Annotated in this window: 24 protein-coding genes; 12 read left to right on the top strand and 12 right to left on the bottom strand. The window is 42.7% G+C overall.

Annotation, left to right across the window (positions count from 1 at the left end):
- Positions 1–9: 9 nt before the first annotated feature.
- From WKV44_02470 to WKV44_02460, 3 genes are all read left to right on the top strand, one after another.
- Positions 10–1,002 (top strand): 4Fe-4S double cluster binding domain-containing protein, encoded by a 993-nt coding sequence (locus tag WKV44_02470; GenBank protein ID MEM5947399.1) that lies wholly within the window; start codon positions 10–12, stop codon positions 1,000–1,002.
- A gap of 203 nt (positions 1,003–1,205) precedes the next feature.
- Positions 1,206–2,399 (top strand): glycoside hydrolase family 18 protein, encoded by a 1,194-nt coding sequence (locus WKV44_02465; protein MEM5947398.1) that lies wholly within the window; start codon positions 1,206–1,208, stop codon positions 2,397–2,399.
- A gap of 129 nt (positions 2,400–2,528) precedes the next feature.
- Entirely contained in the window at positions 2,529–3,824 is a 1,296-nt protein-coding gene (locus WKV44_02460; GenBank protein MEM5947397.1) for an aminotransferase class I/II-fold pyridoxal phosphate-dependent enzyme, read from the top strand.
- Positions 3,825–3,867: 43 nt separating this feature from the next.
- Here the strand turns inward: WKV44_02460 and WKV44_02455 are convergent, their stop codons facing one another.
- Positions 3,868–4,587, bottom strand: a complete 720-nt coding sequence (locus WKV44_02455) for an alpha/beta hydrolase (protein MEM5947396.1) — start codon at positions 4,585–4,587, stop codon at positions 3,868–3,870.
- Positions 4,588–4,643: 56 nt separating this feature from the next.
- Entirely contained in the window at positions 4,644–5,612 is a 969-nt protein-coding gene (locus tag WKV44_02450; protein ID MEM5947395.1) for a TIGR01212 family radical SAM protein, read from the bottom strand.
- Between the two features lie 62 nt (positions 5,613–5,674).
- On the opposite strand from WKV44_02450, the gene WKV44_02445 reads away from it, so the two are divergent.
- Together WKV44_02445 and WKV44_02440 are read left to right on the top strand one after the other, a co-directional pair.
- Entirely contained in the window at positions 5,675–6,859 is a 1,185-nt protein-coding gene (locus WKV44_02445) for a hypothetical protein (protein ID MEM5947394.1), read from the top strand.
- Positions 6,860–6,896: 37 nt separating this feature from the next.
- Positions 6,897–7,565 (top strand): ElyC/SanA/YdcF family protein, encoded by a 669-nt coding sequence (locus WKV44_02440; protein MEM5947393.1) that lies wholly within the window; start codon positions 6,897–6,899, stop codon positions 7,563–7,565.
- 1 nt (position 7,566) lies between these two features.
- Here the strand turns inward: WKV44_02440 and WKV44_02435 are convergent, their stop codons facing one another.
- The gene (locus WKV44_02435; protein MEM5947392.1) at positions 7,567–8,649 is read right to left on the bottom strand and encodes a glycosyltransferase family 4 protein; all 1,083 of its coding nucleotides are present in this window, start codon (positions 8,647–8,649) and stop codon (positions 7,567–7,569) included.
- 157 nt (positions 8,650–8,806) lie between these two features.
- Between WKV44_02435 and WKV44_02430 the strand changes: the two genes are divergently transcribed.
- Both WKV44_02430 and WKV44_02425 read left to right on the top strand, forming a co-directional pair.
- On the top strand, positions 8,807–9,166 hold the full coding sequence (locus WKV44_02430) for a hypothetical protein (GenBank protein MEM5947391.1): 360 nt from the start codon (positions 8,807–8,809) through the stop codon (positions 9,164–9,166).
- Positions 9,163–9,744, top strand: coding sequence for an HD domain-containing protein (locus tag WKV44_02425; GenBank protein ID MEM5947390.1), 582 nt, complete (start codon positions 9,163–9,165; stop codon positions 9,742–9,744). The genes WKV44_02430 and WKV44_02425 overlap by 4 nt, the downstream gene beginning before the upstream one ends.
- A gap of 36 nt (positions 9,745–9,780) precedes the next feature.
- Here the strand turns inward: WKV44_02425 and WKV44_02420 are convergent, their stop codons facing one another.
- The 3 genes from WKV44_02420 to WKV44_02410 form a co-directional block, all read right to left on the bottom strand.
- Entirely contained in the window at positions 9,781–10,566 is a 786-nt protein-coding gene (locus tag WKV44_02420; protein MEM5947389.1) for a DUF2202 domain-containing protein, read from the bottom strand.
- A gap of 119 nt (positions 10,567–10,685) precedes the next feature.
- Positions 10,686–12,239: a HAMP domain-containing sensor histidine kinase gene (locus tag WKV44_02415; protein MEM5947388.1), complete on the bottom strand. Its 1,554-nt coding sequence runs from the start codon at positions 12,237–12,239 to the stop codon at positions 10,686–10,688.
- Positions 12,236–12,928 carry a response regulator transcription factor gene (locus WKV44_02410; protein ID MEM5947387.1) on the bottom strand — a complete coding sequence of 231 codons (693 nt, stop codon included), beginning with the start codon at positions 12,926–12,928 and terminating at the stop codon, positions 12,236–12,238. Before WKV44_02410 ends, WKV44_02415 begins: the two co-directional genes overlap by 4 nt.
- A gap of 85 nt (positions 12,929–13,013) precedes the next feature.
- On the opposite strand from WKV44_02410, the gene WKV44_02405 reads away from it, so the two are divergent.
- Positions 13,014–13,469 (top strand): hypothetical protein, encoded by a 456-nt coding sequence (locus WKV44_02405; GenBank protein MEM5947386.1) that lies wholly within the window; start codon positions 13,014–13,016, stop codon positions 13,467–13,469.
- A 137-nt stretch (positions 13,470–13,606) separates the two neighbouring features.
- Here the strand turns inward: WKV44_02405 and fabF are convergent, their stop codons facing one another.
- From fabF to fabD, 3 genes are read right to left on the bottom strand one after another with little or no spacing between them, the layout of a single operon-like run.
- Entirely contained in the window at positions 13,607–14,848 is a 1,242-nt protein-coding gene (gene fabF, locus WKV44_02400) for a beta-ketoacyl-ACP synthase II (protein MEM5947385.1), read from the bottom strand.
- A gap of 18 nt (positions 14,849–14,866) precedes the next feature.
- The gene (gene fabG / locus WKV44_02395) at positions 14,867–15,610 is read right to left on the bottom strand and encodes a 3-oxoacyl-[acyl-carrier-protein] reductase (protein ID MEM5947384.1); all 744 of its coding nucleotides are present in this window, start codon (positions 15,608–15,610) and stop codon (positions 14,867–14,869) included.
- An 11-nt stretch (positions 15,611–15,621) separates the two neighbouring features.
- Positions 15,622–16,554, bottom strand: coding sequence for an ACP S-malonyltransferase (gene fabD, locus WKV44_02390; protein ID MEM5947383.1), 933 nt, complete (start codon positions 16,552–16,554; stop codon positions 15,622–15,624).
- 153 nt (positions 16,555–16,707) lie between these two features.
- On the opposite strand from fabD, the gene WKV44_02385 reads away from it, so the two are divergent.
- Genes WKV44_02385 through WKV44_02375 form a run of 3 tightly spaced genes read left to right on the top strand, consistent with a single transcriptional unit; the run spans position 16,708 to position 19,951 of the window.
- A complete protein-coding gene (locus WKV44_02385) occupies positions 16,708–16,923 on the top strand; it encodes an OadG family protein (GenBank protein MEM5947382.1) in 216 nt (71 codons plus the stop codon).
- A gap of 14 nt (positions 16,924–16,937) precedes the next feature.
- Positions 16,938–18,728, top strand: coding sequence for a biotin/lipoyl-containing protein (locus WKV44_02380; protein ID MEM5947381.1), 1,791 nt, complete (start codon positions 16,938–16,940; stop codon positions 18,726–18,728).
- A gap of 8 nt (positions 18,729–18,736) precedes the next feature.
- The gene (locus WKV44_02375) at positions 18,737–19,951 is read left to right on the top strand and encodes a sodium ion-translocating decarboxylase subunit beta (protein MEM5947380.1); all 1,215 of its coding nucleotides are present in this window, start codon (positions 18,737–18,739) and stop codon (positions 19,949–19,951) included.
- Between the two features lie 45 nt (positions 19,952–19,996).
- Here WKV44_02375 and WKV44_02370 read toward each other — a convergent pair whose 3' ends face one another.
- Both WKV44_02370 and WKV44_02365 read right to left on the bottom strand, forming a co-directional pair.
- Positions 19,997–20,413, bottom strand: a complete 417-nt coding sequence (locus WKV44_02370; GenBank protein ID MEM5947379.1) for a PilZ domain-containing protein — start codon at positions 20,411–20,413, stop codon at positions 19,997–19,999.
- 167 nt (positions 20,414–20,580) lie between these two features.
- Positions 20,581–22,545 carry a phosphoenolpyruvate carboxykinase (GTP) gene (locus WKV44_02365; protein MEM5947378.1) on the bottom strand — a complete coding sequence of 655 codons (1,965 nt, stop codon included), beginning with the start codon at positions 22,543–22,545 and terminating at the stop codon, positions 20,581–20,583.
- A gap of 186 nt (positions 22,546–22,731) precedes the next feature.
- Here WKV44_02365 and metF point away from each other — a divergent pair, with 186 nt between their 5' ends.
- On the top strand, positions 22,732–23,616 hold the full coding sequence (gene metF / locus WKV44_02360; protein MEM5947377.1) for a methylenetetrahydrofolate reductase [NAD(P)H]: 885 nt from the start codon (positions 22,732–22,734) through the stop codon (positions 23,614–23,616).
- A 170-nt stretch (positions 23,617–23,786) separates the two neighbouring features.
- Here the strand turns inward: metF and WKV44_02355 are convergent, their stop codons facing one another.
- Positions 23,787–25,154 carry an MFS transporter gene (locus WKV44_02355; GenBank protein MEM5947376.1) on the bottom strand — a complete coding sequence of 456 codons (1,368 nt, stop codon included), beginning with the start codon at positions 25,152–25,154 and terminating at the stop codon, positions 23,787–23,789.
- Between the last annotated feature and the right edge of the window lie 11 nt (positions 25,155–25,165).

The raw sequence follows: 25,165 nt of genomic DNA, 5'->3' as shown, positions 1-25,165 counted from the left end.
TAACAGCTTATGAATTATTCCGATATACTTGAATACGCAGAAGAAGCGGGAATTAAACATCTCTCTTACGGAAAAACAGACAAAATAGAAGGAATAAGTAATAAATATCCCTTTTTCCTGATATCCTTCATCCCTTACAGCCTGCAGGGAAAAGAAAAGTATATATCGGACAGAGCCTGTGCGGATATAGCACCTTTCGCGCAGGCCAACCACTATGCAGAACTGACAGCAAGATTCAAAAAACTGGTATCTGCAATCTGCATTAAAACAGGCTATAAAAAAGCAGATTTCAGAATATTCTCCAACTCCCCCTTTCCAGAAAAACAAATGGCAGTAAAAAGCGGTCTTGGAGTAATGGGAAAAAACGGGCTCATAATCAACAAAACATACGGCTCGTACATAAGCATAGGAGGAGTCCTTCTTCCATTTATCCCAAAAGGACTTCCGGAAATGCAGTACAACAGTCCTGGCTGCGATAAAGACAAAGAAACTTGGGATGACTACAGACAGCAAGAAAACACCCCACTATGCAAAACCTGTGCTGCCTGCATAACAGCATGCCCCACAAAGGCAATAACAGAAAAAGGTCTACAAAAAGAACGCTGCATCCAATACTATGCAAGCACACACACGATAGTACCTCAAGAAATAATGGAAAAATGGGGAACAACACTTTACGGGTGTCCTCACTGTCAGGCAGCCTGTCCTCACAACAGAAAAGACTTACAGGAGAGAGAAAAAATATCCCTAGGAAGAATAGGCAGCACTCTACCTCTGGATATCCTTATATCATCCAGTCCGGAGCACATAAAACAGCTTATAAAAAAAAGCACACTTGCCTCATCATGGCTTGATACAAAAACACTCATAAGAAACGCAATCATAGTAGCAGGCTACCTAAGGTGCAAAAGCCTTTCTCCCGCAATAGAAGAGCATACACACTCTCACGATTCTGTTATACGAGATGCCGCAACTTGGGCAAAAAAACAAATCGCAAACTGATAAAAAAACAACAAAAAACACATTATACCGAACGGCTTGCCCGAACACAGTAAAACAAAAAAGCAAAACACGGGCAAGCCTGCCTTCGGCAAAAACAAAAACCATATATACAACAAAAACAAACCAACATAAAACTTATTTTTATTGTTAAAAAAAGAATTTAGATGTAAAATAAATCAATATATAATCAAAATGGAGGAAATATGAAACAAACAAAAACATTGCTCTTTCTTCTGACACTTATAGTATCACTTATGGCATGCCAAAGTATACAAAAAAAGGATATGCACAGGATAGAGGTAGTATCGTATATAAGAACATGGCCTCTTGGAAGTACACAGGAAGAGATAGAAAAGAATATCAACTGGAAAGCAGAGGATATACGAGGAGACATGATAGATATGCTCAACATTTCCTTTGGGCTTTTGACCCAAAACAACAAGATATACATTCCCGAGTACAACGGCAAAGATGAGAAGAAAAGAACATTTCCCAATCTCTTCCAAGAAGTGGAAAAGCTTAAGAAAAAATACCCATCCCTCAAGATAAATCTCTCCGTAGGAGGATGGGGAGCCGATGGTTTTTCCGATATGGCAGCAAGCAGAGAGAACAGAGAAACCTTTATCAAAGACGCAATAGACTGGATAAAAAAACATAACCTTGACGGTCTGGATATAGACTGGGAATATCCCGTAGGCCCGGACTGGGGACTCCCCATAAAAACTAGACCGGAAGATGCGCAAAACTTTATACTGTTACTGCAAGAAACACGAGAAGCTCTTAACCTAGCAGAGAAAGAACTTGGCAGGCCTTTGGGTCTCAGTATAGCTGTACCTGCAAGTACATGGTATGTGGAGAAAATAGATATAAAAGAGGTAGAAAAATATATAACTTACTTTAAAATAATGTGCTACGACTATTATGGTGCATGGAGCGATACAACAGGACACCACACCAACCTTTATAACAACCCATCGGACCCGGCATGGGGTGGTTGGAGCACTGACCAAGCAATACAATTATATCTAGAAAAAGGCATTGCACCAGAAAAAATTCTCATGGGTGTTGCTTTCTACGGAAGAGCCTGGAAAGGAGTTATGCCAGAAAACAACGGGCTTTTCCAACCCTACAAAGAAGCAGCCTTTCCCGATGGCATAAGCTATACGGACATAGAAAAACTGGAAAAAAGTGGGGAATACACCAGATACTGGGATGACCTGGCAAAAGCTCCGTTTCTCTATAACGGAGATACATGGATAACTTATGACGACAGAGAATCACTTGATTACAAGATAAAATATATAGAAGAAAAAGGACTTGGCGGAATTATGGTCTGGGAGTACGGACATGATATAGAGGAACGACTGTACTCCTTTCTCCATGAGAAAGCCAGGTAAGCTTCATCCTTGCATGGAGGCGAAAAGTCTTTTCGCCTCCATCTTTTTATCAGACAAACTGCATAAATATACATAAAACTGCAAGTTTATGCATTGACAAACCTATAAAAACAAGGCAAATAGTATAGTATGAAGATAAACCCATTAGCACAGGAACTTAACCAAACTCTGGAAGGAACAGCAGCTCTAAGACTTCTGTCTGCCATGGGGCTACGCATGTTTTTCCCAAAAGGGATAGTAGCACAAGCCGCAGAAGCAGGTGAAAAAGCTCACCGTTTTAACGCAACAGTAGGTATTGCCAATGAAAAACCGGGCATCCCTATAATGCTCAAGGCAGTACAAAAAGAGATTCCTAACCTGGTCCCCAAGGATATAGTCTCCTATGCACCCACATCAGGAGATCCAGAGCTTAGGAAGCTATGGAAAGAGCACATAATACACAAAAACCCCAAGGTAAAGGAAGACTACATAAGTCTTCCTATAGTTACAAGCGGACTTACATCCGGTCTGTCACAAGTAGCTGACCTTTTTGCCAATCCGGGAGATAAGATATTCCTTCCGGAATACTTCTGGGGCAACTACAGGCTGCTCTTTGAGGGAAGAGCGCAGGCAGAGCTTGTAACCTATCCTCTTTTTTCCGATGAAGGAATCTTTAACACAAAAGCTCTTAAAGATAGCATAAAAGCTTCTGGCGTAAAAAAAGCAATAGTAATACTCAACTTTCCCAACAATCCAACGGGCTATTCTCCCACAGAAAAAGAAGCAGAAAGCATAACAAGTGCACTCACAGAGCTTGCAGAGGATGGCATAGACATACTAGCCGTAACGGATGATGCATATTTTGGACTGTTTTACGAAGAGGGAATATACACCCACTCCATATTTGAAAAACTCTGTAATGCACATCCCAATATTCTGGCAGTAAAGGCAGACGGTCCAACAAAAGAGCTATACGCTTGGGGTTTTCGCACAGGTTTTCTTACCTTTGGTTCTCCTGTATTGAGCAAAGAACAATTTACAGCGCTGGAGAAAAAACTTGGAGGTTCTCTTAGAGCAAGCATATCCAACTCCAACAGACTTGCTCAGACACTTGTAAAAAAGATACTTACTGACCCACAAATGGAAAAAGAGCTTGAAGAGTGGGCACAACTTCTCAAATCACGCTATAAAAAAACCAAGCAAATCCTTGCCAACATGCCTTTGGATTGTGGACTCAGCCCTCTTCCTTTTAACTCCGGTTATTTTATGAGTTTTAAGACAAAGGTAGATGCAGAAGAGCTAAGAAAAGCGCTTCTTGCCAAGGGTATAGGAACAATATCCCTTGGTCCATCAACGCTGAGGGTTACGTTTGCAAGCATTCCGGAAGAAAATCTGGAAGAACTTTTCTTGGAAATATTTAAAACAGCAAAAGAATTAAACATATAAAATAAAAAGGGGCTGCCATATGCAGCTCCTTTTTTATAAGCTATTATCTAGAATAAATAAAGTCGTATATGGCTTTTACCGTGATATCCTGCTGAGTGTCTCTTTTTATCTTTGCCTCTCCGTCCTTTTTCTGAGGTCCGTAATGTCCAAAGCCGGCATGATTTGCACCTGCTATCTCCAGAAACTTTGTATCTGAGGGAAGCCTTGCTGCAGAAGATATAAATATTTCTCTGTCTAAAATGTCCTCAGTACCATATATAGAGAGTACCTTTATATCACTGTTTCTTAGGGATGTGGATTCCGCAGGATAAGAAGCAAGTAACACAAGATAAGAAAAATCATTGGGATGTCTTTTTACGTACTCACAGGCCATAGCTCCTCCCAGAGAATGCCCTGCTATTATCCACTTTTTTACATTGGGATATATGCCCAAGGCTTTTTTTGCCCTGTCTATATCCAAAAAAGCAAAATCCAGCGGCATGGGTGCAAGCAAAACCAGGATGCCTCTGTCAGCTAGTTTTTTAAGCATTATGCTGTATGCAGCAGGATCCACAAGTCCTCCGGGATAAAAAACAAATGCTGTATCTGATTTCTTGTCTCCAAAGACAACAAAATCGTCCTGTTTTTCCGCTCTTTCATAGACAGCTTTTGCCTCAGGAAAGGCCGGGTATACAGAAATTTGGGCCCAAAGCAAAAATCCTGCGCTCATAAGAAGCAATAGTGCAATAATAGCTACAATAATTCTTTTTATAATTTTTCCCATATTCTTCTCCTTATAATACAAAAAGGCATACAGCGACAGCTGTATGCCGTTCGGTATTATTTATTTATAAAATCGCTAAGGAGCGTATTTCTCTCACCGCCTTTCCATAGTCTTCCTTGATATGTTCCAAGACTCTTGAGCTTCCTCTCCATCATAACAATAAATGCCTGCTTGGGAATATACTTGTGGGGATAACCTCGTCTTGCATAGGTTGTATCCGTTGAATAACGCATCAGTATCATATCCTTAGGCATGTGCTCTATCGCAGCTATGACGTAGTCTATATAACGCTGTCTGCTGAGCAGTGAGAGTTCTCCATGGAGAAACTCTTTGTAAAGGGCGCTTCCGAGAGGAAGATGGAGGTCATGCAGCTTGACAGCTTCTGTCCCAGTCTTGGCGACATAGTTTACAGAGGCAAGAAAATCACTCAGATCTTCTCCGGGAAGTCCTGCTATAAGATGGGCTGCCCTGTATATTCCTGCATTGCCCAGTCTATGTATGGCTTCTTCCCAGCAAGCTCTGTCATGGCCGCGGTTTATTCTAGCCAGCGTCTTATCATGCATAGATTGAAGACCCAGCTCAACCCATACCTCATAACCTTGTTTTTTGTAGTCGGCAAGAAGGGATGTTTTTTTGTCGTCAAGACAATCAGGACGTGTAGAGACAATAAGCCCCTTAAAGGAAGCAAGGGAAAGAGCATAGTCATAAAGCTCTCTAAGCCTGTTTGCCGGTGCATAGGTGTTGGTATTGGCTTGAAAATACAGAAAGAATCCAGTGGCGTTATAGCGCTTTTTTAAAAAGATTATGGTCCTGTCTATCTGTTCTTTGAGCCCTTTTGCTACATCCAGATAAGGGGCTCTAGAACCCGCTGCATCACAAAAAGCACATCCCCCATAGGTGTCTTTTCTATGGGGGCAGGAAAATCCGGCATCAACTCCTACCCTGTAAATTCTCTCACCGTATCTCTTACGCAAATAATCGGAAAAAGAAAAAAATGGTCTGTTGGCTGTGAGATTGCTCATCATCTATATTTTCTTTTTTTTATAGCTCATTGACAAGAGTCTTCATCATTCTTAGAGTAGATTTTATGAACCGCTTTTTCATGCTGCTTATATGCACCCTTGGCTTCCTGATTTATTCCTGCAATACCGGGGTAGATTACAGCATAAGAGTGCTTACCAATATAGAACAGACTACGCTTTGGGCAGAGCTTTTTATGGCAGAACATCCTATGGAAAAGGTTGAGCTTGTTTTTGAAGACGATATTTCTCTGTATCTGTCACAGCACAATGACATAGACCTCGTTATCACGGATACTACTCTAGAGCATTCTTATTTTCTACCCTATCCCAATAAGAACAACAGGATAGCAGATGGAAAAAGGTTTTATTCCGGTATATTAAAGATGCCCGGAAACAGTGACGGTATAAAATTTTTCCCCATAAGTTTTGACCTTCCTATCTTTGTTGCAAAAAAAGACTCTTTTACGGATTATTCGGATGGGATTCTTATAGATATAAAATCCGCAAAGAAGATGGCAGCAGAAAAGACTATGATAAAAAACAATAAGCTAAAGGATCCTGTATTTTTTCCTGTCTTTTCGGATGATTTTATCATGGATTCACTGCATCTCTTCAAAGTAAACTTTGTAAAAGCCAACAACAATAAGATAATATGGGACAATAGAGAGCTTGAGGCTTTTACCGACTTTATAGCAGATTGGTACATTGCTTCAAAAACAGATTATACCATAGCAAAAAACTACGGAGATAAATATCTTAGACTACCTCAGGAGCAATGTATACTCCAAGATAGAACAGGGATGATGTATATGCGTCTTTCCGATTTTTTCTCCATAAGAGAAGAATCCAGAGAAAAGCTGGACTTTAAGTTTTTATCTGGAGACAGCATTGTTCCTGCAACAGGAAGACTGGTATATGCCGCAGTACCTGTAAGATCAAAGAAACAAGATATATCCGAACTGTTTTTAAACTGGCTATTTGATCAGGATACTCAGAAAAGAATAATAGAATATACCAAAGAACAAGGGCTTCCGTTCTTTGGCATGGCAGGAGGGCTTAGCAGCATAACAGAGATTAGCGAGGCGGTTTTCCCTATAGCATACAGAGAACTTGCAGGGAAGATACCAGAGTCTGAGCATATAATGTTTTCTCCGCCGCAGGAGGAAGATATAAAAAAATTTATAGAAAAAAAACTTTTACCATGGCTAGATGAAATACTTGCTAAAAAAAGTAACAGACCTTTGGAATAGACTTCTAAAAAAATATTTTTAAAAATATAATTATACTATGCTTCATAAACTGCTTGATTACATATCATTAAAAAAAAGGGTTATAGCTGTTTTCCTATTATCTGTTTTTATTTTTATAATACTATTTATTATAATTGCAAACTGCCTTGTGATAAGAGCATCAGAGGGAAAAACCTTTTACAATCTAGAAAGCATAAAAAAGAATAAAGTGGGATTACTTTTGGGAACTTCCAGATGGGACAGGGATGGAAGAATCAACCTCTATTTTCTATACAGGATAGAGGCTGCAATAGAGTTGTATAAGGCAGCCAAGATAGATTTCATACTTGTCAGCGGAGATAATAAGACAATAAATTATAATGAGCCCATAGAGTTTAAAAAAGAGCTGGTAAAAAGAGGAATCCCAGAAGAAAGAATCTTTCTTGATTATGCTGGATTTAGAACACTTGACTCCATAGTACGGGCAAAAGAGGTTTTTGGACAGAAAAGCATCACTATTATCTCACAACAGTTTCATAATTATCGAGCTATATTCCTTGCAACCTATAAGGGAATAGATGCAGTAGGCTACAATGCCAAGGATGTACCAATATCACGAGGATTTGGCGTACAGATAAGAGAAGTATTTGCAAGGACAAAGGCATTGTGGGATCTTATAATAGGTGTTAAACCCAAGTTTCTCGGAGAAAAGATAGACATAGAATAGACTATTCTGTCAGAATGTGTAGCGCCTTTTTTAAGGAATCTTTCCATGCAGGGAGTTCTTTATGCATCCTATATGCACGTAAGGAATATTCCAGATATTTTTCTCTATCTGTAATAAAATCATACAATACAAGTGAGAGGCTCTTGAGATCATTGGGCTTGAGCCATATACCGGCATTTTCCAGCCAATATTTTGCTCCCAGTGTCTTACTGGCTATAGGCACCGTACCATAACAGAAGCCTTCTCCTGTGGCAACCCCCATTTCCATCATATTGCTCATATTTACTACTACATGAGATTTCTCATACAAATCAGCAAGAGTATAATCATCCACCATTCCCAATAGATTCACATGGTTGGCAAGAGATAGGCTTTGTATTTCTTCTCTGATTCTTAACACATAAGAGGGATCTATGGCAGCAGAACCTGCTACATTGAGCTTCCACTTTTTAATGCCTTTCTTTCTGATATAAGAAAGAGCGGTTAATAATAAATCCAATCCTTTATGATTGAGAATATTACCTACAAAAAGTATATTAAACTCCGGAAGATGAGCTTTCTTCTTAATAAAAACCTCTTCCGTATGACGATATAATCTATCAAAACCAGGTGGCAGAACAGTAACAGAGCAGCCATCACCACATACTTCTACAACTTTATTTTTTATAAGAGGATGAGATGTTATTATACCGTTGGCTGCTTTTGCTGTTGTTTTTTTTAGTTCCTGTGTCACGTAGCCAGCTAAACTTACAGGTTCCTTTGAGGATTCCCACTTATAAAGAAGAGCATAAGAATAGAAAGAAGATAGTCTTTTATTTTTTGCTATTTTCCAGAGGGCAGGTAGTACTCTATCGTCTATAAGCACCTTTTCCGGTTTGAGATAAGATAGTATGGATTCTATCTTCTTCTGAAACCTGTCCGACATTCCCAGAAAATAAGAACTTGCAAGAGAAGGTTCGTGGGAGATTGATAGCATTTTTACATTGTGCCCCATGTCCTTTAAATAAGAGACAATCCGGTTGACATACAGAGATGCCCCCGAGCATCCCATGTTTCTCTTTACTGTTACAAAAAGAATTTTCACAGCTTACCCCAACCCCTCTTTATTACATAATAATAAACCAACTGACAAAAATCGCAACTCCTTTTTGTATCGACAATTTTTTTATATATCTACAATTATAGTATTTTTACTATATAAGTGTATTTATTTTTATTTTATCTGCTGCTAATATAATACTATGTTTAGAGAAATCACAGAAGAGGAAGCCCTAAATATAATAAAAAACAAGGAACTTACAGACGATTTGCTTAATAATGAAAACACAGTCTTTATAGCAACTCAACAATGGTGCCCCCAATGGTCTGCAATGCTAAAATATTTGCCGGATATCGTAAAAAATAACGACAATCTAGCTGTTCTATGGTTCTGCTATGATACCAGCAGTATTTTTGAAAGTTTTATGGTATTTAAGGAGACTGTCTGGAAAAATGCTCTTATACCATATGTCAGATACTACCGGAATAAGAAACTGTATGCCCAGAGTAATTATGTATCAGAGCATACTTTTTATGACATAATAAATAAGGGAGGTTTATGATGTCTTTTACTCCATCTAGGAATGATGCACAGAAACTTCTTGATAGCTATATTACAGCTGCAAACCTTAGGGCACATAGCCTTGCCGTAGCATCCATAATGGAACATTTTGCAAAAAAATCAGGAGAGGATCCTGATAAGTGGTTTATAATAGGCCTTGTACATGATTTGGATTATGAAAAATATCCAGATGAGCACTGCAAAAAGACAGAAGAAATTCTCAGAGAAGAAGATTGGCCTGACGATTATATAAGAGCAATACTCAGCCACGGCTGGAAAAGAGTGACGGATGTAAAGCCAGAACACTATATGGAAAAGGTATTGTTTGCTGCAGATGAACTATCCGGACTTATAACAGCCACTGCATTGGTAAGACCGTCAAAAAGCATAATGGATATGAATGTAAAATCCGTAAAGAAAAAGTTTAAGGATAAGAGTTTCTCTGCTGCTGTCGACAGAGAGCTTATAGAAGAGGGCTGCACTATGCTCGGGTTAGACCTTTCTGAAATGATTGCAGAATCTATAGAAGGAATGAAAAAGGTAGCAAAAGAGATAGGTCTTGAGGGAAATCCTCAATAAAAAAGGGAAGCGAAAAACGCTTCCCTTTTTGTCGTCTTATTTCCTACCGCGTCCGGGGTTCCCTCTTCCCTGGCCGTCTGGTTGAAAATCTTTTCTTCCAGGGCCACCTGCTCTAGTATTCAGTATTAGTTCGTCAAGCTCATCCTGAGAGAGATAAGAAGGCTTATAGGTTTCTCCAACAAATACAAGTAGCTTTGCGCCGGAAGCAAGCCTGTTAGCAAGCCCCTGTTCAAAACGGATATAAAAGATATCCAGATCTTCGTTATCAGAGTTTTCTCTTGCCTGTCTTACTTTTACAAGGAGCTCTTCTGTGAGTGCAAGGCTATTTTTTACTGCATCTTTGAGCTCTGTTTCTCCTGCAAGTTTTTTATAGCGGCTTTCAAGAGACGAGTTTTTATACTCTCCTTCTTTCATACCTTCTACAGGATTATCCAAGCCGTATCTTTCAAGAAAGAAGTCAAAGGCTGTTCCGTGCGGAGCATCTGCATGTCTGTCAAACATGCTGCCGGGAAATGTTTTTGCATATGCTGCTTCTATGTCTCCTAGGAGTTTCTCGTATTCTATAAGGCTTTCTATATCCTGTTTTTCTTTTGCAGAAAGCTCAGAAGCTGGTATGCTTTCTAGCATTCTAAATCCCATATTATCTTCCATACCCATGCCATGAGGTCTATCTCCATTTTCTCCCATCATGCCATTGCCACTGCCAGGATACTGTCCGTTCTGTGCTTGTGGCTGCTGTGGCTGTCCGTTTTTCCATGGTGCTGCAAATGCAGTTGCAGCTACTGTTGTGATGATAAGTGCCATAATAATAAGTTTCTTCATAAAAGAACCTCCAAATAAAGTTTCTAATTCCGTGAAACTCACGGTACACAATAAAGCTACGATACGATTGTGGAGATTCTGTGAAGGAAAAAAGGAGATTTTGTAAAGATTTAATTTTTCTATTCTTTTTCTGCAAGGGGGAAAACGAGGCTTATGTTTACTCTGTCTTGACTGTTTTCTGCTCTTATTGTGCCAGAAAATTTTTCTGTTATTGCTTTTGCTATGGACAGGCCAAGTCCGCTCCCTCTGCTCCCTCTGCTTTTTTCTCCTCTGTAAAGCCTTTCGAATATGTAGGGTAAATCGGACTTTTCTATTTTGCCTGGGTTGCTTATGACAAGAAGTATGTATTTTCTTGTATCGTTTTGTTCGTTATGTGGCTCTTTCTTTTGTCCTGCATAGGGAAAAGCAGTCTGCGCATTGCGCAGGCTGCGTTCGGTTTTTATATTTCTTAGAAGTTCTGGAGGAAAGTCTTTGCCGCTTAATGGGCTCTTGAGGCTTGCAATGACAGGACCGTCTCCTTTTGCGTGTTTGTATGCGTTATCTAGCAGATTTTCTAGGAGTCTGATAAGGAGACTTGGGTCGGCAAGAACAAAACTGCCTTCTGCACATTGCTCTGTTTCTATTTTGAGAGGTCTGTCTTTGGCTTCTGCAAACCTGATAGCCGTCTGCTCCAGTATTCTTTTTATGTCCACAGGCTCGGTTGTAATAAGGGTCTCCGGCGATTCAAGACGCGTAAGAATAGAAAGTGCAGAAACAAGTTCCTCCAGCCTGCCTAGCTCAGCAAGCAGTTTTTCTATACGTGCAGGCTCCGCGCTTACTATTCCTTCTTCCAAAAGTTCAAGCTGGGACCTAAGTGCTGTTATAGGTGTGCGCAAATCATGAGCAATGTCCTGTGCCCACTGTATGCGCAGCCGTTCTTCCTGCAAAAGCTGTTCCTGCAGTTTTGAGGCAGAACGGCTTATTATGGCAAGCTCCGATATGCCAACAAAGGGGAAACTTACATTCCGCTGACCTCGTCCTATCCTATCAAGGCCATCTGCAAGAAGTTCTGTTACTCTTGCTATATCGCTTGTGACAAAAAACAGTACTATGCCTGCTACAAGAAGGGAGAGGAAAACTCCGGCTATGAGGATGGGCACAAGTCTGGATAAAAAGGCTGCCCATTCCCGGCTATCTGATACTGGCAGTGTCTTGACAGAGATATAGGCAACAACTGTTCCCGATTTCATTACGGGAACAGGTTTTGGAATATCAAGAAAATCATCCATATTTATAGGAGGAGATTTCATCATCCCCCCCATGCCCTGCGGGAAATTGGGGTCTCCTATCCTTCCTCTAAGCAAGGTTCTTGCTTCGGGAGGAAGAAAATCCCATTTTATAAAGCTGTAAATAAGATCTCTTCTGTTATCAAAAACAAAAAGGAATAGCAGACTGTCTCTAAAGCCTCTCAGAGTAATGTTGAGCGACTGTCTTGTAAAAGGCTCACCAGAACTTGCCAGTTCTTTTACAGCCTCTGCTACAGACTTCTCAATTTGCTTTTCTCTTTCTCTTTCTAGCGCTCCTGTGGATGCATTAAGAGAAAAGACTAGTACAACAGACAACAAAGCAGAAAGTATGGCAAAGGAAAGTCCAAGCGCAAGAAATATCCTGTATATAAGCCGTTTTTCTCTCATTTCCCATCTCCTGTAAAACGATAACCAAATCCGCGTATGGTTTCTATCCACACGTCGCTTCCAAGCTTGGAACGAAGATTTTTTATATGTGTATCAACTGTACGAGAAGAGCCCTCATAGCTGTAATCAAGAGCTGATTCTAAGATTCTTTCTCTGGAAAAGACCTGACCTCTGTGACTGGCAAGAAAGACCAGGATTTTCCATTCCGCCGGTGTAAGAGATACCTGCCTGCTATCTAGCAAAACATGCGGCAGTGTCAAATCAATCTCAAGACTATGTCCCTGTTTGCAAAAAACAAGACTGCTGGTCTCTCCGTTGGAATCCCGTCCCATACGTCGGAGAAGAGCATTTATCCGCATAAGAAGCTCTTTGTTGGAAAAAGGCTTTATAATATAGTCATCCGCTCCTATCTCAAAACCCCTCACTCTGTCCGCTTCCGCAACACGTGCAGTAAGGAAAATAATACCCGCATCAGGAAACTCTGCTCTTATAGCCCTTGCAAGAGAAAAGCCGTCCCTATCAGGCAGCATAATATCCAAGACAAAGATATCTGGAACTCTATTTCTTGCAGCCTCCAAAACCCCAGATGCCGAAGGAAAGCTTATGACCTCCATACCAGCAGAAGAAAGATACAATTCTACAGCCTCGGATATATTCTCATTATCCTCTACAACAAAAACAAAAGCCATACATAAGATATACCCCCTCAGAAAACAGATGACAAGTAGGAAAAATATATGTAAACTAATTATAAAAAGACTCCAAGGAGATAAAATGGGCCGCAGAGACCGGGAAAGCTGGGAAGAAAGAAAAAAAAGAAGAGAAGAAAGAGCAGAAGAAGAAATAATAACGGGCGGAGCTATGATGCTAGTCTTTGGATTTATGATGATAAGCCTAACAGGCTGGCTTATATTTCCCTTTGTATTTGCAGGCCTGATTCCCTTTACTCACGGCATACGCAGACTCATACAAAGAAACCTTAGAAATCGCCTGGACAGCAAACCCAAAAAACCTGCCAGCATAGAAAAACAGATCCTGATGTCTGCAAAAGAACACAACGGCGTAGTAACTCCGACAATCATAGCCCTAGAAACAGACCTCAACCTAAAAGAATCGGAAAAAGAGCTGCAAAAACTTGCAGAGGAGGGACATGCAAGCATGGAAATAACAAGAAACGGTACAATAGAATATCACTTTCCTGAGTTTAAAAAAGAACTACCACCACAATAAAAAATGCATATAAACCGAACGGCGGACAGCTGGCTGTCCGCCTTTTTTGTGTCATATAAATATATAAAAACAACATTCTATACAGATAGAGGAAAAAGCCGGACCGCATAAAGCGGTCTGGCGTTCGGTATATAAAATTATTCGGTATATTCTTTTAAAACAATGACACCGTTGTGCCCGCCAAAGCCCAGGGTCTCGGACATAGCAGCTCTTACTTTGAGGTTTTGTCCAACATTAGGCACATAATCAAGGTCACACTTGGGGTCAGGCTCGTCAAGATTGATTGTAGGAGGCACAAAGCCCTCCTTTATTGCCATGACTGTGAGGATGGCTTCTATACCGCCTGCAGCACCTATACAGTGGCCTGTCATGGACTTAGTGGAAGAAACCTTAAGTTTATACGCATGCTCACCAAAGGCTTTCTTGATGGCAAGAGTCTCAAGAGGATCGTTGAGCGGTGTAGAAGTCCCGTGTGCATTGATATAATCTATATCTTCTGGTTTGAGATCTGCATCTTCAAGAGCAAGCTTCATAGCTCTCGCTGCACCTACCCCCTCTGGATGAGGAGCTGTAAGATGGTTGGCATCACAGGTCATGCCGTAGCCTGCAACTTCGGCATAGATATGAGCTCCCCTAGCCTTTGCATGCTCAAGACTCTCAAGGATAAGAACACCTGCACCCTCTCCCATGACAAAACCATCCCTATCCTTGTCAAAAGGACGGGAAGCCTTCTCCGGAGTATCATTAAAACCAGTACTGAGCGCCTGTATGACTATAAATCCTGCAATACCAAAAGGGGTTATGGCAGCTTCTGTACCACCTGTTATAACTATATCCGCTTGGCCTGCACGTATAGTATTTAGTGCAGCACCTATGGCATCAGTACCGGAAGAACATGCCGTTGTGATCGTATAACACGGACCCTGAGCATTGAGCATTATTGCAATATTACCAGGTGCAATATTGCTTATTATCTTGGGGATTGTCATAGGCGGAAGTCTTGTTGGACCTTTTTCCAGGAGAGCCTTATGAGACTCTTCCTCCGTAGTATGTCCGCCGATACCGTTTCCTATTATGACACCAAGCCTCTCGGGATCATATGAGCCAGCAGAAAGACCAGCATCATCCATAGCCTCTATTGCAGCAGCAACAGCAAACTGGGAAAATCTATCCATCTTACGGGCTTCTTTTCCCAGCACAGCCTTTGCATCGAAGTCCTTGACCTCTGCCGCAATATTACACGCATAATCAGTGGTATCAAAATGGGTAATCTTTCCTACCCCGCTCTTTCCAGCCTTTACAGCATCCCACAGTTGGGCCGTATTGTGCCCAAGTGCAGTAACACTGCCCATTCCCGTAACTACTACTCTCTTCTTCATAATATATTCCTCCTGGGCTTACATGCCCATTCCACCATCAACGCCTATAACCTGTCCAGTAACATAAGAAGAAAGATCGGAAGCTAGAAAAAGACAAATCTTTGCTACTTCCTCGGGGCTTCCCAGTCTTCCCATTGGTATGCGTGAGAGGAGGGCTTCTTTGACCTTATCGGAAAGCTTCTCTGTCATAGGTGTGTCTATAAAACCGGGGGCAACAGCGTTTACACGCACGTTTCTGGAAGCAACCTCCTGAGCAAGGCTTTTGGTAAGGCCTATCATACCAGCCTTGGATGCGGAGTAGTTACACTGACCGGCATTACCATGAACACCTACGATAGAAGAAATATTTATGATAGAACCTGTTTTTGCCCTGGCCATTGCATGAGCAACCTTTTTGGAAAAATAAAAAGCGCTTGTAAGGTTAACCTTGAGAACAAGGTCCCAGTCGGAAGAAGGCATTCTAAAGATAAGCCCGTCTCTTGTTATTCCCGCATTGTTTACAAGCACATCTATCTGACCTGCTTCTTTTAAGATTTCTTCCACAACCGTATTAACCTGCTCTTCTTCCGCAACATTGCACTGCTTATAAACAACCTTTGCCCCGCTCTTCTGTGCAAGGGACTCAAACTCATCCATTATGTCGCTGGGATTGAGGTCTACAAACCATACGGAAGCTCCTTCTTTAAGAAAAAGCTTTACCATTTCCGCACCTATACCGCGTGCACCGCCTGTTACAACAGCATTTTTGTCCTTTAACAACATATCATACTCCTTTAATCTGAGATTTTTTCTATATTTTCTATCTTCCCTGCGGGCAGACAAGATATATCAGAAGAAAAAGCTTTCCACAACCCGCAAAGAACATTTCCAGGACCAACCTCAAGGCAGAGGTCAGGCTTTTCTGCCAGTATGGCAGACTCCTCGTCAATCCATCTTACGGGAGAAACAATCTGCTCTATTGCAAGATTCTTTGCAGTCTCTCCGTCTTTTATGACAGTGCCCGTAACATTGGAGTATACGGGTTTGTCCGGGTCAGAAAAGTCATAAGAAGCTATAAAGTCCGCAAACTCTTTGCGTGCCTCTTCCAGAAGAGGAGAATGAAAAGGCCCGGAAACCTTAAGTCTTACTGCACGTTTTGCTCCGGCTTCTTTACATGCTGCTTCCGCAACAGCAAGGCCGTCTTCCGTACCCGAGAGTACAACCTGCTTTGGGCTGTTGTAGTTGGCAACAAAGACTTTGTCGGAAGCAAGAGATTTTATGACTTCTTCCACTTTCTCCGGCGCAAGCCCCAATATTGCGCTCATCCCTGTCTTGCCGCCCTTTGCATCCATGTTGCGGGAGGCCTTTTCCATAAGCTCTCCTCTTTTGCGCACAATGGAGAAGACATCCTTTTGGGATATGACACCTGCATAGACAAGGGCAGCATACTCTCCAAGGCTAAAGCCGGCACATATTGAGCCTTTATATCCGTGCTCCTCAAGGCAGATTGCAGAAGCAAGGTTTACCAGTGTTATTGCTATCTGAGTATTATCGGTTCTTTTGAGTTCTTCCTCCGTAGCATCAAAAAGAAGAGACTTTACGTCCATACCGGAGGCTTTTTCCGCAACAGAAAAAAGCTCCTTTACTCTGTCAGAGCTTTCATATAAATCCTTTCCCATTCCCGGGTACTGGGCACCCTGGCCTGGAAACAAGAATGCATACTTCATTCTTTCCTCCCTGATATTTCATAAAAGTTTACTCCTTTTTGTTTTTTCGGTCAATGGCCGAATTATTGCTTTTATATCCTTCCGCATGCTTGCAAGATATCCGTATAAAGAATATACTAAATCAATAAAAAATCCTTTATTAAAGGAGACTCTATGCCTAACATAATAGAGCAGGGCCTTATTCTTATGGTTCTGGGGATGGGAGTAGTCTTTTCTTTTCTGATACTCCTGGTCTTTGTAATAAACATTTCTACAAAGATTATCAATCGATTTTTTCCGGAAAAACCGGAAGAACCACAACAGAAAGCTGCGGATAACACCGCACAGATTGCTGCAGCAATAGCCGCAGTCCACCACAAAACACGATAAGAAAGGAATATGCCATGAAAAAACGCGTACATTTTATGGTAACAGCCTTCCGTGACGGATTTCAGTCCGCATACGGGGCAAGAGTGCTTACCAAAGATTTTCTGCCTGCTTTTGAAGCAGCAGTCAATGCAGGAATGAACCACTTTGAGATAGGTGGCGGAGCAAGGTTCCAGTCCCTTTACTTCTACTGCAATGAGGATGCATTCCAGATGATGAAAACTCTCAGGGATGTGGCAGGACCTGATGCTGACCTTCAGACGCTTGCAAGAGGAGTAAACGTAGTTGGTCTTGATTCTCAGCCAAGAGATATAATCAAGCTGCATGCAAAGCTCTTTAAGAAATACGGTGTATCCACAATAAGAAACTTTGATGCATTAAACGACGTAAACAACCTCATAGACTCAGGAAAAGCAATAGCAGATGCGGGTCTTAACCACGAGGTTGTGGTAACAATGATGGAACTTCCTCCCGGATGTGAGGGAGCACATGATCCTGCTTTTTATGCAAGCACACTCAAGCAGATTCTTGATGCGGGGATTCCGTACAACTCCGTATGTTTTAAAGATGCATCCGGAACCTCAACCCCGCAGAAGGTATACGAGACAATAAAAGAAGCAAGAAAGCTTCTCGGAAACGATGTGAGACTGGTATTCCACTCCCATGAGACAGCGGGAGTAAGCATTGCACAGTACAAAGCTGCTCTTGAGGCAGGTGCAGACCAGATTGACCTCTCGCTCGCACCTGTATCCGGCGGAACATGTCAGCCCGATGTTCTTACAATGTGGCATGCTCTTAGAGGAACAGAGTTTGACCTTGGCATAGACCCCGTAAAGATAATGGAAGTGGAAGAGGTCTTTAAGGAGTGCATGGCAGATTACTTTACACCTCCCGAGGCACGTGCGGTAGAACCGAGAATTCCTTTTTCTCCGATGCCCGGCGGAGCTCTTACAGCAAACACACAGATGCTCAGAGACAACGGCCTTATGGACAGATATCCCGAAATGATAAAGAACATGGAAGAGGTTGTAAGACGCGGCGGTTTTGCGACATCCGTTACTCCGGTTTCTCAGTTTTACTTCCAGCAGGCATTTAACAACACAATGTTTGGCCCCTGGAAAAAGATTGCGGAAGGCTACGGCAAGATGGTTCTGGGATACTTTGGTAAAACTCCCGTTGCGCCGGATCCCGAGATTGTAAAGCTTGCACAGGAGCAGCTCGGGCTCGAGCCTACAACAGAACTTGTAGTAGACATAAACGACAGAGACCCCAACAAGGGCATAGAGGCTGCAAGAAAGGCTCTCAAAGAGAACAACCTGGAAGAAACGGAAGAAAATATCTTTATTGCAGCAACATGTAAGGACAAAGGCATAATGTTCCTCAAGGGAGAGGCAAAGCTCGGCGTAAGAAAAGGCCAGAAACAGAAAGATGCATCAGCAGGCTCTTCTTCCGGCGCATACGCTGTAAGCGTTGGTGGCAAGAAATACACCGTAAAAATAGAAGGCGACAAGGCAATAGTAAACGGAAAAGCTTACGACATAGCCATAAGCGAAGCTGACGAAAAGGCAGCAGGCTCTGCCGCATCATCCGGAGATAAGGCAGAGGTTAAGGCACCGCTGCCGGGTCTTGTGCTTAGAATCCCTGTTGCAGAAGGCGACGAGGTAGAAGACGGACAGGAAGTGATCGTCCTGGAAGCAATGAAGATGGAGAACCCCATCTATGCTCCAAAGGCAGGCAGAGTAGCCTCCATACTGGTAAAGCAGGGCGACCACGTAAAAAGCGGTGATGTACTCATAGAAATAGAGTAGGAGGCCATATGTCCATATTAAACGGATTAAAACAGCTATGGGAAACCACAGGCCTCTACGGCTTTATAAACGGCGGCGGGGGCAACGCCATAATGATAGTTATAGGCTTTGTACTTCTTTATCTTGCAATAAAGAAAGAGTTTGAGCCCCTTCTTCTTCTTCCCATAGGCTTTGGCGCAATACTTGCAAACATACCTTTTGCAGAGATTGCAGCCCATACGGAACTGCACGGAGCAATATCGGAAGGAATGCTCCAGCTGGAAGAGATAAAAACAGGCCTTATAGGGATGTTCTACGATGTGGGAGTAACAAGCGGAGTGTTTCCTCTCATAATATTTATGGGAGTAGGGGCCATGACAGACTTTGGCCCTCTTCTTGCCAATCCCAAGACCCTTCTTCTGGGTGCTGCGGCACAGTTTGGAATCTTTGCCGCACTTCTTGGAGCACTTTTGCTTGGCCATTATCTGCCGTCTTTCTTTAGTTTTGATTTGCAGGCAGCAGGTGCCATAGGTATAATCGGCGGAGCAGACGGCCCCACATCCATATACGTGGCATCAAGGCTGGATATCGATCTTTTGGGAGCAGTTGCGGTTGCGGCATACTCCTATATGGCTCTGGTACCTGTTATACAGCCGCCTATTATGCGTCTGCTTACAACAAAAGAAGAAAGAGCAATCAAGATGGAGCAGCTCAGGCACGTTAGCAAACTGGAAAAGATAATCTTTCCTCTTGCCACATTGACCGTATGTATACTGCTTCTTCCTAGTGCAACACCCCTTCTTGGTGCTCTTATGTTTGGTAACCTTGCAAGAGAAGTAGGCGTAATAAACAGGCTCTGGAACACAATGCAGAACGAGCTTATAAACATAGTAACAATAATGCTCGGCCTTGCAGTAGGCTCCAAGATGGAAGCGGCAAAGTTTCTCAACGCAAATACACTTGGAGTTCTTATTCTGGGAGCATTTGCCTTCTCCGTAGGAACAGCAGCGGGCGTACTCCTTGCCAAGCTTATGAATGCAGTCTCCAGAAAACACCCGGTCAATCCGCTTATAGGAGCTGCTGGAGTATCCGCAGTACCTATGGCAGCAAGAGTTGCCAATAAAGTAGGCCAAGAAGAAAATCCGCACAATTTCCTTCTCATGCACGCCATGGGACCCAATGTTGCGGGTGTAATAGGTTCTGCAGTTGCAGCAGGAGTGCTGCTTGCAGTAATACCTCACTGATAAAGATTACTATAAACAAAAAAAGGCCGGAATTGCCGGCCTTTTTTATCTCCCCTCTCTGTCAATCCATCTTTGCACAAAATCCCTGACACGGGAAAAAAACACAGGCGACACATCTATAAAGGCAAAACCAGCCCTCTCAATTCTGCCATCAACAGGCTCTGCACCCCACACAAGCCGGGCAAAACAATAAAGCATCTCTGTTTCTCCTGGAAGCTGCAAAGCAATGCGCAGCTTTTTCTTACCATTTATCAGCTTTTTAAACATATGCTTATCCACGGCAAAACCCTCTGCAAGACCTACACCACTGGCACTTATATCGCGCGTATGCAGAGTAGCACCAGCCTCAGGAACAAGCTCAGTTTCCTTCCAATCCACAATATCATACATAACCAGAACATCCACTCTGGCGCGCGGAAAACGACGTCTCTCAGCACCACCCATAAGAACCTCCGTTCTCATTATAATAAAGCCCTGCTGTATTTTCCAATTTTTTAAACCGAACGGCCTTACAGCAGTCAATATCCAGCAAAAACAGGAAAGAATCGCTGTAAGGCCTGCCTACAGCAGACAAAAGGTTAAAAAAAAGCGCCGCCATGCAGGCGGCGCGTTCGACATCATAAAAATAATTATGCAAGCTGATCCGGCTTAACAACAGAACCAAACTTCTCCTTGAGTGCAAGGAGCTCCTTCTCCTGTTTGTCATAAACCTCAAACAGCTTCTGGGGAATAGCACTTTCCTTGCTGTAAGCCTCTCTCTGAAGCCTTATGCGTGCAATGATATTGTCTATATAGAGAGAGAACTGCATGTCATAAAGCTCCTTGGTATACTCCTTACCACCGGGAACCCTCTCTGCAAAAAGCTTCTTGAGATCCTCATACTTGGGAATAAAGCCTATGGGAGTCTCTATTGCCTCAACATCGCCATTAGCATAGAGCTCAAGCCAGCCAAGCCATGCCTTAACATCGCGCTTCTCTCCAAGAAGACCCTTACCGTTTCCACCGCGTGCCGCATGGGTAAGGAAGTAGTTGATACCCGCCATAACGGGACGATCAGAATCCTTAATCTTTTTGGAATTAAAGAAGTCAAACTGAGCTTGCATATAATCGGCAAGAGGCCCGGGGATAAAAGGCTCATTTGCCCAAGGCTGACGTCTTACACCTGATACACCAATCTCAGTAGCAGTTGCAGCGGATACTATGGAGGCACCTATCACAACGCCCTCATCCGAGTTGCGAGCAACCCAAACAGGAGGCATTGTATCGCTGTCACGACCTGAGTATGTGATAACCTTGATTGGAACACCTTTGGGATCTTCTGCGAGCTCTGTATTGTGGTTCTCAATATCAGAAGCATGGAGAGTTGCACGGGAGTTGGGATGAGACGGAGGAATAGGCTTGCCGTTCTCATCTGTCTTGCCCTCGTACCACTCACCCTGGAAGTTGCGACCCTTCTTGGGAATCTCTTCTCCGCAACCTACCCAGTAAGGCTTCTTATTCTCGTCTATAAGGACATTGGACCAGATAACCTCTTTGCCCTCGCCTCTTAAAACCTTCATGAGGTACGGATCACCTTCCTGGTTAACATCCTCTACAATACCAAAGATACCCTTTTCCGGGTTAACGGCACGTACAGTACCATCTTCTGCGATCCACATCTGTGCAAGGTCATCGCCAATAAAGGCATCGCCTGCCATAGCAGTTGTGGTCTTACCGCAGCCGGAGGGAGCAGCACCTGCAAAGTATGTTACACGACCACCGGGACCTTTGATACCTGTAATAAACATGTGCTCAGAAAGCTCTTCTGCTGTTTTAACATATACACTGTAATCAACAGCAAATCTGTGGTTTCCTTTCTTGAGAAGAAGGGTATTACCGGCATAAGTACAGAAAGTGGAATAAGTTGTAAACCAGCTCCTGTCCATAAAGATGCGGGCATTGGGGATATCCTCGGGCCTGTTTGGTCCCTGAGAATGCAGATTGGTAAAGAAAACACCTTTTCTAGTAACCTCGGCGTCAAAACTCTCGTAACAGTTTCTGTAAAGGATCTCTGCAGAGTGGAGAACATAATTGGAGCTTGATATCTCTATGGCAGGGATTGCAGCCTGAGCACCAACAGGTCCTCTACTGTAGAAACCTATCAGCATTCTCATGCCCTTCATTATCCCCTTGACATATTTCTCTACATATTCAAGAGCATCCTGACGGGCAATGGACTTGGCGAGAGAACTGGTCTTTTCTCCGTCATTTATGATATAAAAAGTCTGCTTAACCAGACGAGCCTGATCCTGAGGCAGGTCAAAGTGAATAGTATGTCCTTTTACAGCAAGAGGCTCTTCCTCTCCTGTTTCTATGGACCATTTTCTTATCTTATCCACATCCTCACTGGATCCAGTGTTAACAAACACCTCATCCGGCTCACAAATAGCAATGGCATTTGCAATCTTAAGAAGAGCTTCTTCGTTCTTAATCTTCTCAAGCTTTGCAAGGTTTTCGGAATCAAGGCTTTTCTTAAAAAGATCCTGAGCCTCAGCAATATTATTGATACCACCTACATGACTCAGAATATCTATGCCTTTTCTAAGTTCTAGCATGGATATGCTCCTTCCATGGGATTTGTTTTGCGACCGTATTCTGACAGTCATTCTATAATAATTTTTTCATTTGCATTGGTCAATAACCATGCAATAATATACACAAAAAATGAATAAATATACAATAAAAACCAACTGACACACGAGTTTTTTTTGTGTAAAGTACTAGCGAAAACAGGAGGCAATATGCTGAGAGAACTCTTTAAAAAAGGCAAAACTCTCTTTAGCTTTGAATTCTTTCCACCAAAGACAGAAAAAGGCTGGAATGAGCTTTATAAAACTATACGCACACTCTCTGGACTTAATCCCGACTATGTGAGCGTAACCTATGGTGCTGGTGGAAGCACACGGGATAATACTCACAAGCTGGTACTCAAGATACGCGCAGAGCTTGGCATAGATGTGGTGGCTCACCTCACCTGTGTAGGTACAACAAAAGAAGAAATCCTCAATATCCTCAATACGTATGACAAAGAAGGGATACACAATATCCTTGCACTAAGAGGAGATATCCCGCCCGTCCTAAAAGATCATCCTTCTCCATACAAAGACTTCCCCCATGCTTCCGACCTTGTGGCCTTTATAAAAGAACACTTTCCACACATGTGTGTAGGTGCCGCAGCCTTTCCCGAGGGACATCCAGAAACCCCCAACAGGCTCAAAGAAATGGAATATCTCAAGGAAAAAGTGGATACGGGTGTGGATTTTCTTGTAACCCAGCTTTTCTTTGATAACCGTGACTATTATGATTTCTGCGAGCGCTGCCGTCTTACAGGTATAGATGTGCCGATAGTAGCCGGCATAATGCCAATCACCAATCCCAACAACATGCAAAGGATGGCGGAGCTTGCAGCTGGCATGCGCTATCCTGCAAAACTTCTAAAATCCCTTGCAAGAGCAGGCGGCAATAGCGAAGGCTTTTTTGGCGCGGGGGTACACTGGGCTGCAGAACAAATACGAGACCTTTTGGACAACAATGTGCCGGGAATACACATATACACGCTCAACAACTCACGTGCAGCATTGGCGATAGCCAATGCACTGGGTGTGGAGAACTTTACAAGACTATGATAAACCGAACGGCAGAAGGCAAACCTTCTGCCTGCCTGCAGCACATAAAAAACAAAGGCACTATATAGCATGCTCCTGCCGGAGGCAGCTGAGATGCTGAGGCATCCAAGAGTTCGGTATAAAAAAGCACGGCTTTATGCCGTGCCTTTTCATCTTAAAAACATAGCTTATCATGTAGAAGAACCGCGCTCTTCTGCCATTCTGATAACCCTGTCATAGAACTCCCGGGTAATTGGATAAAACAAGAATACAATCACCCCAACTATAAAGAAAACCGCAGGGATTGGACCTACAAGCAGACGTATACCTAATAGGGCGCTATCAGGCTGGGCAGCAGGTGCTCCGTCTGCAAGCGGCGGAACATATCCAAAAAATTGGAGGATTAGGCCTGTCATAAAAGAGGCCAGTGCCTGCCCCGCCTTGCTCATAAAAGTCCATATACCATAAAAAACACCTTCCCTGCGGATACCATTTTTTACAAAATCGTATTCAACTATATCCGGTAAAACTGCATACGGGATTGCATACTGCGTAGAAAATCCAAAACCGCCTACCAGTATGAAGAGATAAGAAACAAGCAACGGAACCCTTGGTCCCAGAAATACAAAAAGCACAACAGATACGGCAAATATAAGCATTCCCAGGTTCCAGGCAAAACGCTTGCCTTTACGCATTGCAACAAAAGCCCAGAAAGGAACAGAAACCAAAGCTGCAGATAAGAGCACCATCAAGGTAACAGAAAAGCTGCCCCTCCCACCGGTAACGTATGTAAAATAATAAACCAGCGCAGCCTGAATAACATTGATGCCTATTATAAAAAGAGACCACGTGGCAAGTGCTATACGAAAGCTCTTGAGAGACATGGCAGAAAGATATGCCTGCAAAACCTGCACCTTGGAGGAAGATGTGTTTGTTCTTGGTTTTTCCCTCACGGTAAAAACTGTGATAAAAGTAGTAATAAGGATAATAAGCCCCACGACAGCCCCCATAAAAGGCCAGCCCAACCTAACATCCGGAAAAACAGAAGCAAGAGGCATTATAAGCAAGGCACCTGAAAAAGTACCAAGTAGAGCAAAGATATTTCTGTATGCATTGAGAACCGTTCTCTCGTTATAATCAGCAGTAAGCTCCGGTGCCAGTGCACTGTAGGGAATATTGACCATGGTATACGCAGTATTTAGAAAGCACAGCATAACAGCATACCATACAACCTTAAATAAGACAGAAGCATTGGTAACAGGGAAAAACACAATCGTCATAAACACAAGCAAGAACAAAGCACCGTAGAACATATACGGTCTGCGCCTACCCATTCTTGAGACTGTCCTATCAGAGAGAGTACCGACTATAGGATCAGAAATAGCATCCCATGCCTTACCCACAAAAAGAACCGTCCCGGCAAGAGCTGCAGGTAGTTTTACAATATCTGTCAGGTAGTAGAGCAGGTAAAAACCCATCATGGTAAAAAACAAGTTTCCACCAAGGTCACCCACTCCGTATCCCAGCTTTAATTTTCTGCTAAGTTTTTTCTCTTCCATGGTTAATGAGA

Source organism: Spirochaetia bacterium 38H-sp, assembly GCA_039023545.1.
GTDB lineage: Bacteria > Spirochaetota > Spirochaetia > Winmispirales > Winmispiraceae > Rarispira > Rarispira pelagica.
Note: the sequence above shows the minus strand (reverse complement) of the source record. Positions and strands in the feature narration are given on the sequence as shown.

Bases quoted from the DNA above. Each gene is read 5' to 3' on its own strand.
- WKV44_02355 (MEM5947376.1), bottom strand. From the start codon at position 25,154: ATGGAAGAGAAAAAACTTAGCAGAAAATTAAAGCTGGGATACGGAGTG.
- metF (MEM5947377.1), top strand. From the start codon at position 22,732: ATGCTGAGAGAACTCTTTAAAAAAGGCAAAACTCTCTTTAGCTTTGAA.
- WKV44_02465 (MEM5947398.1), top strand. From the start codon at position 1,206: ATGAAACAAACAAAAACATTGCTCTTTCTTCTGACACTTATAGTATCA.
- WKV44_02455 (MEM5947396.1), bottom strand. From the start codon at position 4,587: ATGGGAAAAATTATAAAAAGAATTATTGTAGCTATTATTGCACTATTG.
- fabF (MEM5947385.1), bottom strand. From the start codon at position 14,848: ATGAAGAAGAGAGTAGTAGTTACGGGAATGGGCAGTGTTACTGCACTT.
- WKV44_02415 (MEM5947388.1), bottom strand. From the start codon at position 12,239: ATGAGAGAAAAACGGCTTATATACAGGATATTTCTTGCGCTTGGACTT.
- WKV44_02425 (MEM5947390.1), top strand. From the start codon at position 9,163: ATGATGTCTTTTACTCCATCTAGGAATGATGCACAGAAACTTCTTGAT.
- WKV44_02365 (MEM5947378.1), bottom strand. From the start codon at position 22,545: ATGCTAGAACTTAGAAAAGGCATAGATATTCTGAGTCATGTAGGTGGT.
- WKV44_02410 (MEM5947387.1), bottom strand. From the start codon at position 12,928: ATGGCTTTTGTTTTTGTTGTAGAGGATAATGAGAATATATCCGAGGCT.
- WKV44_02375 (MEM5947380.1), top strand. From the start codon at position 18,737: ATGTCCATATTAAACGGATTAAAACAGCTATGGGAAACCACAGGCCTC.
- fabG (MEM5947384.1), bottom strand. From the start codon at position 15,610: ATGTTGTTAAAGGACAAAAATGCTGTTGTAACAGGCGGTGCACGCGGT.
- WKV44_02385 (MEM5947382.1), top strand. From the start codon at position 16,708: ATGCCTAACATAATAGAGCAGGGCCTTATTCTTATGGTTCTGGGGATG.
- WKV44_02430 (MEM5947391.1), top strand. From the start codon at position 8,807: ATGTTTAGAGAAATCACAGAAGAGGAAGCCCTAAATATAATAAAAAAC.
- WKV44_02445 (MEM5947394.1), top strand. From the start codon at position 5,675: ATGAACCGCTTTTTCATGCTGCTTATATGCACCCTTGGCTTCCTGATT.
- WKV44_02405 (MEM5947386.1), top strand. From the start codon at position 13,014: ATGGGCCGCAGAGACCGGGAAAGCTGGGAAGAAAGAAAAAAAAGAAGA.
- WKV44_02370 (MEM5947379.1), bottom strand. From the start codon at position 20,413: ATGAGAACGGAGGTTCTTATGGGTGGTGCTGAGAGACGTCGTTTTCCG.
- WKV44_02420 (MEM5947389.1), bottom strand. From the start codon at position 10,566: ATGAAGAAACTTATTATTATGGCACTTATCATCACAACAGTAGCTGCA.
- WKV44_02440 (MEM5947393.1), top strand. From the start codon at position 6,897: ATGCTTCATAAACTGCTTGATTACATATCATTAAAAAAAAGGGTTATA.
- WKV44_02460 (MEM5947397.1), top strand. From the start codon at position 2,529: ATGAAGATAAACCCATTAGCACAGGAACTTAACCAAACTCTGGAAGGA.
- WKV44_02380 (MEM5947381.1), top strand. From the start codon at position 16,938: ATGAAAAAACGCGTACATTTTATGGTAACAGCCTTCCGTGACGGATTT.
- fabD (MEM5947383.1), bottom strand. From the start codon at position 16,554: ATGAAGTATGCATTCTTGTTTCCAGGCCAGGGTGCCCAGTACCCGGGA.
- WKV44_02470 (MEM5947399.1), top strand. From the start codon at position 10: ATGAATTATTCCGATATACTTGAATACGCAGAAGAAGCGGGAATTAAA.
- WKV44_02450 (MEM5947395.1), bottom strand. From the start codon at position 5,612: ATGATGAGCAATCTCACAGCCAACAGACCATTTTTTTCTTTTTCCGAT.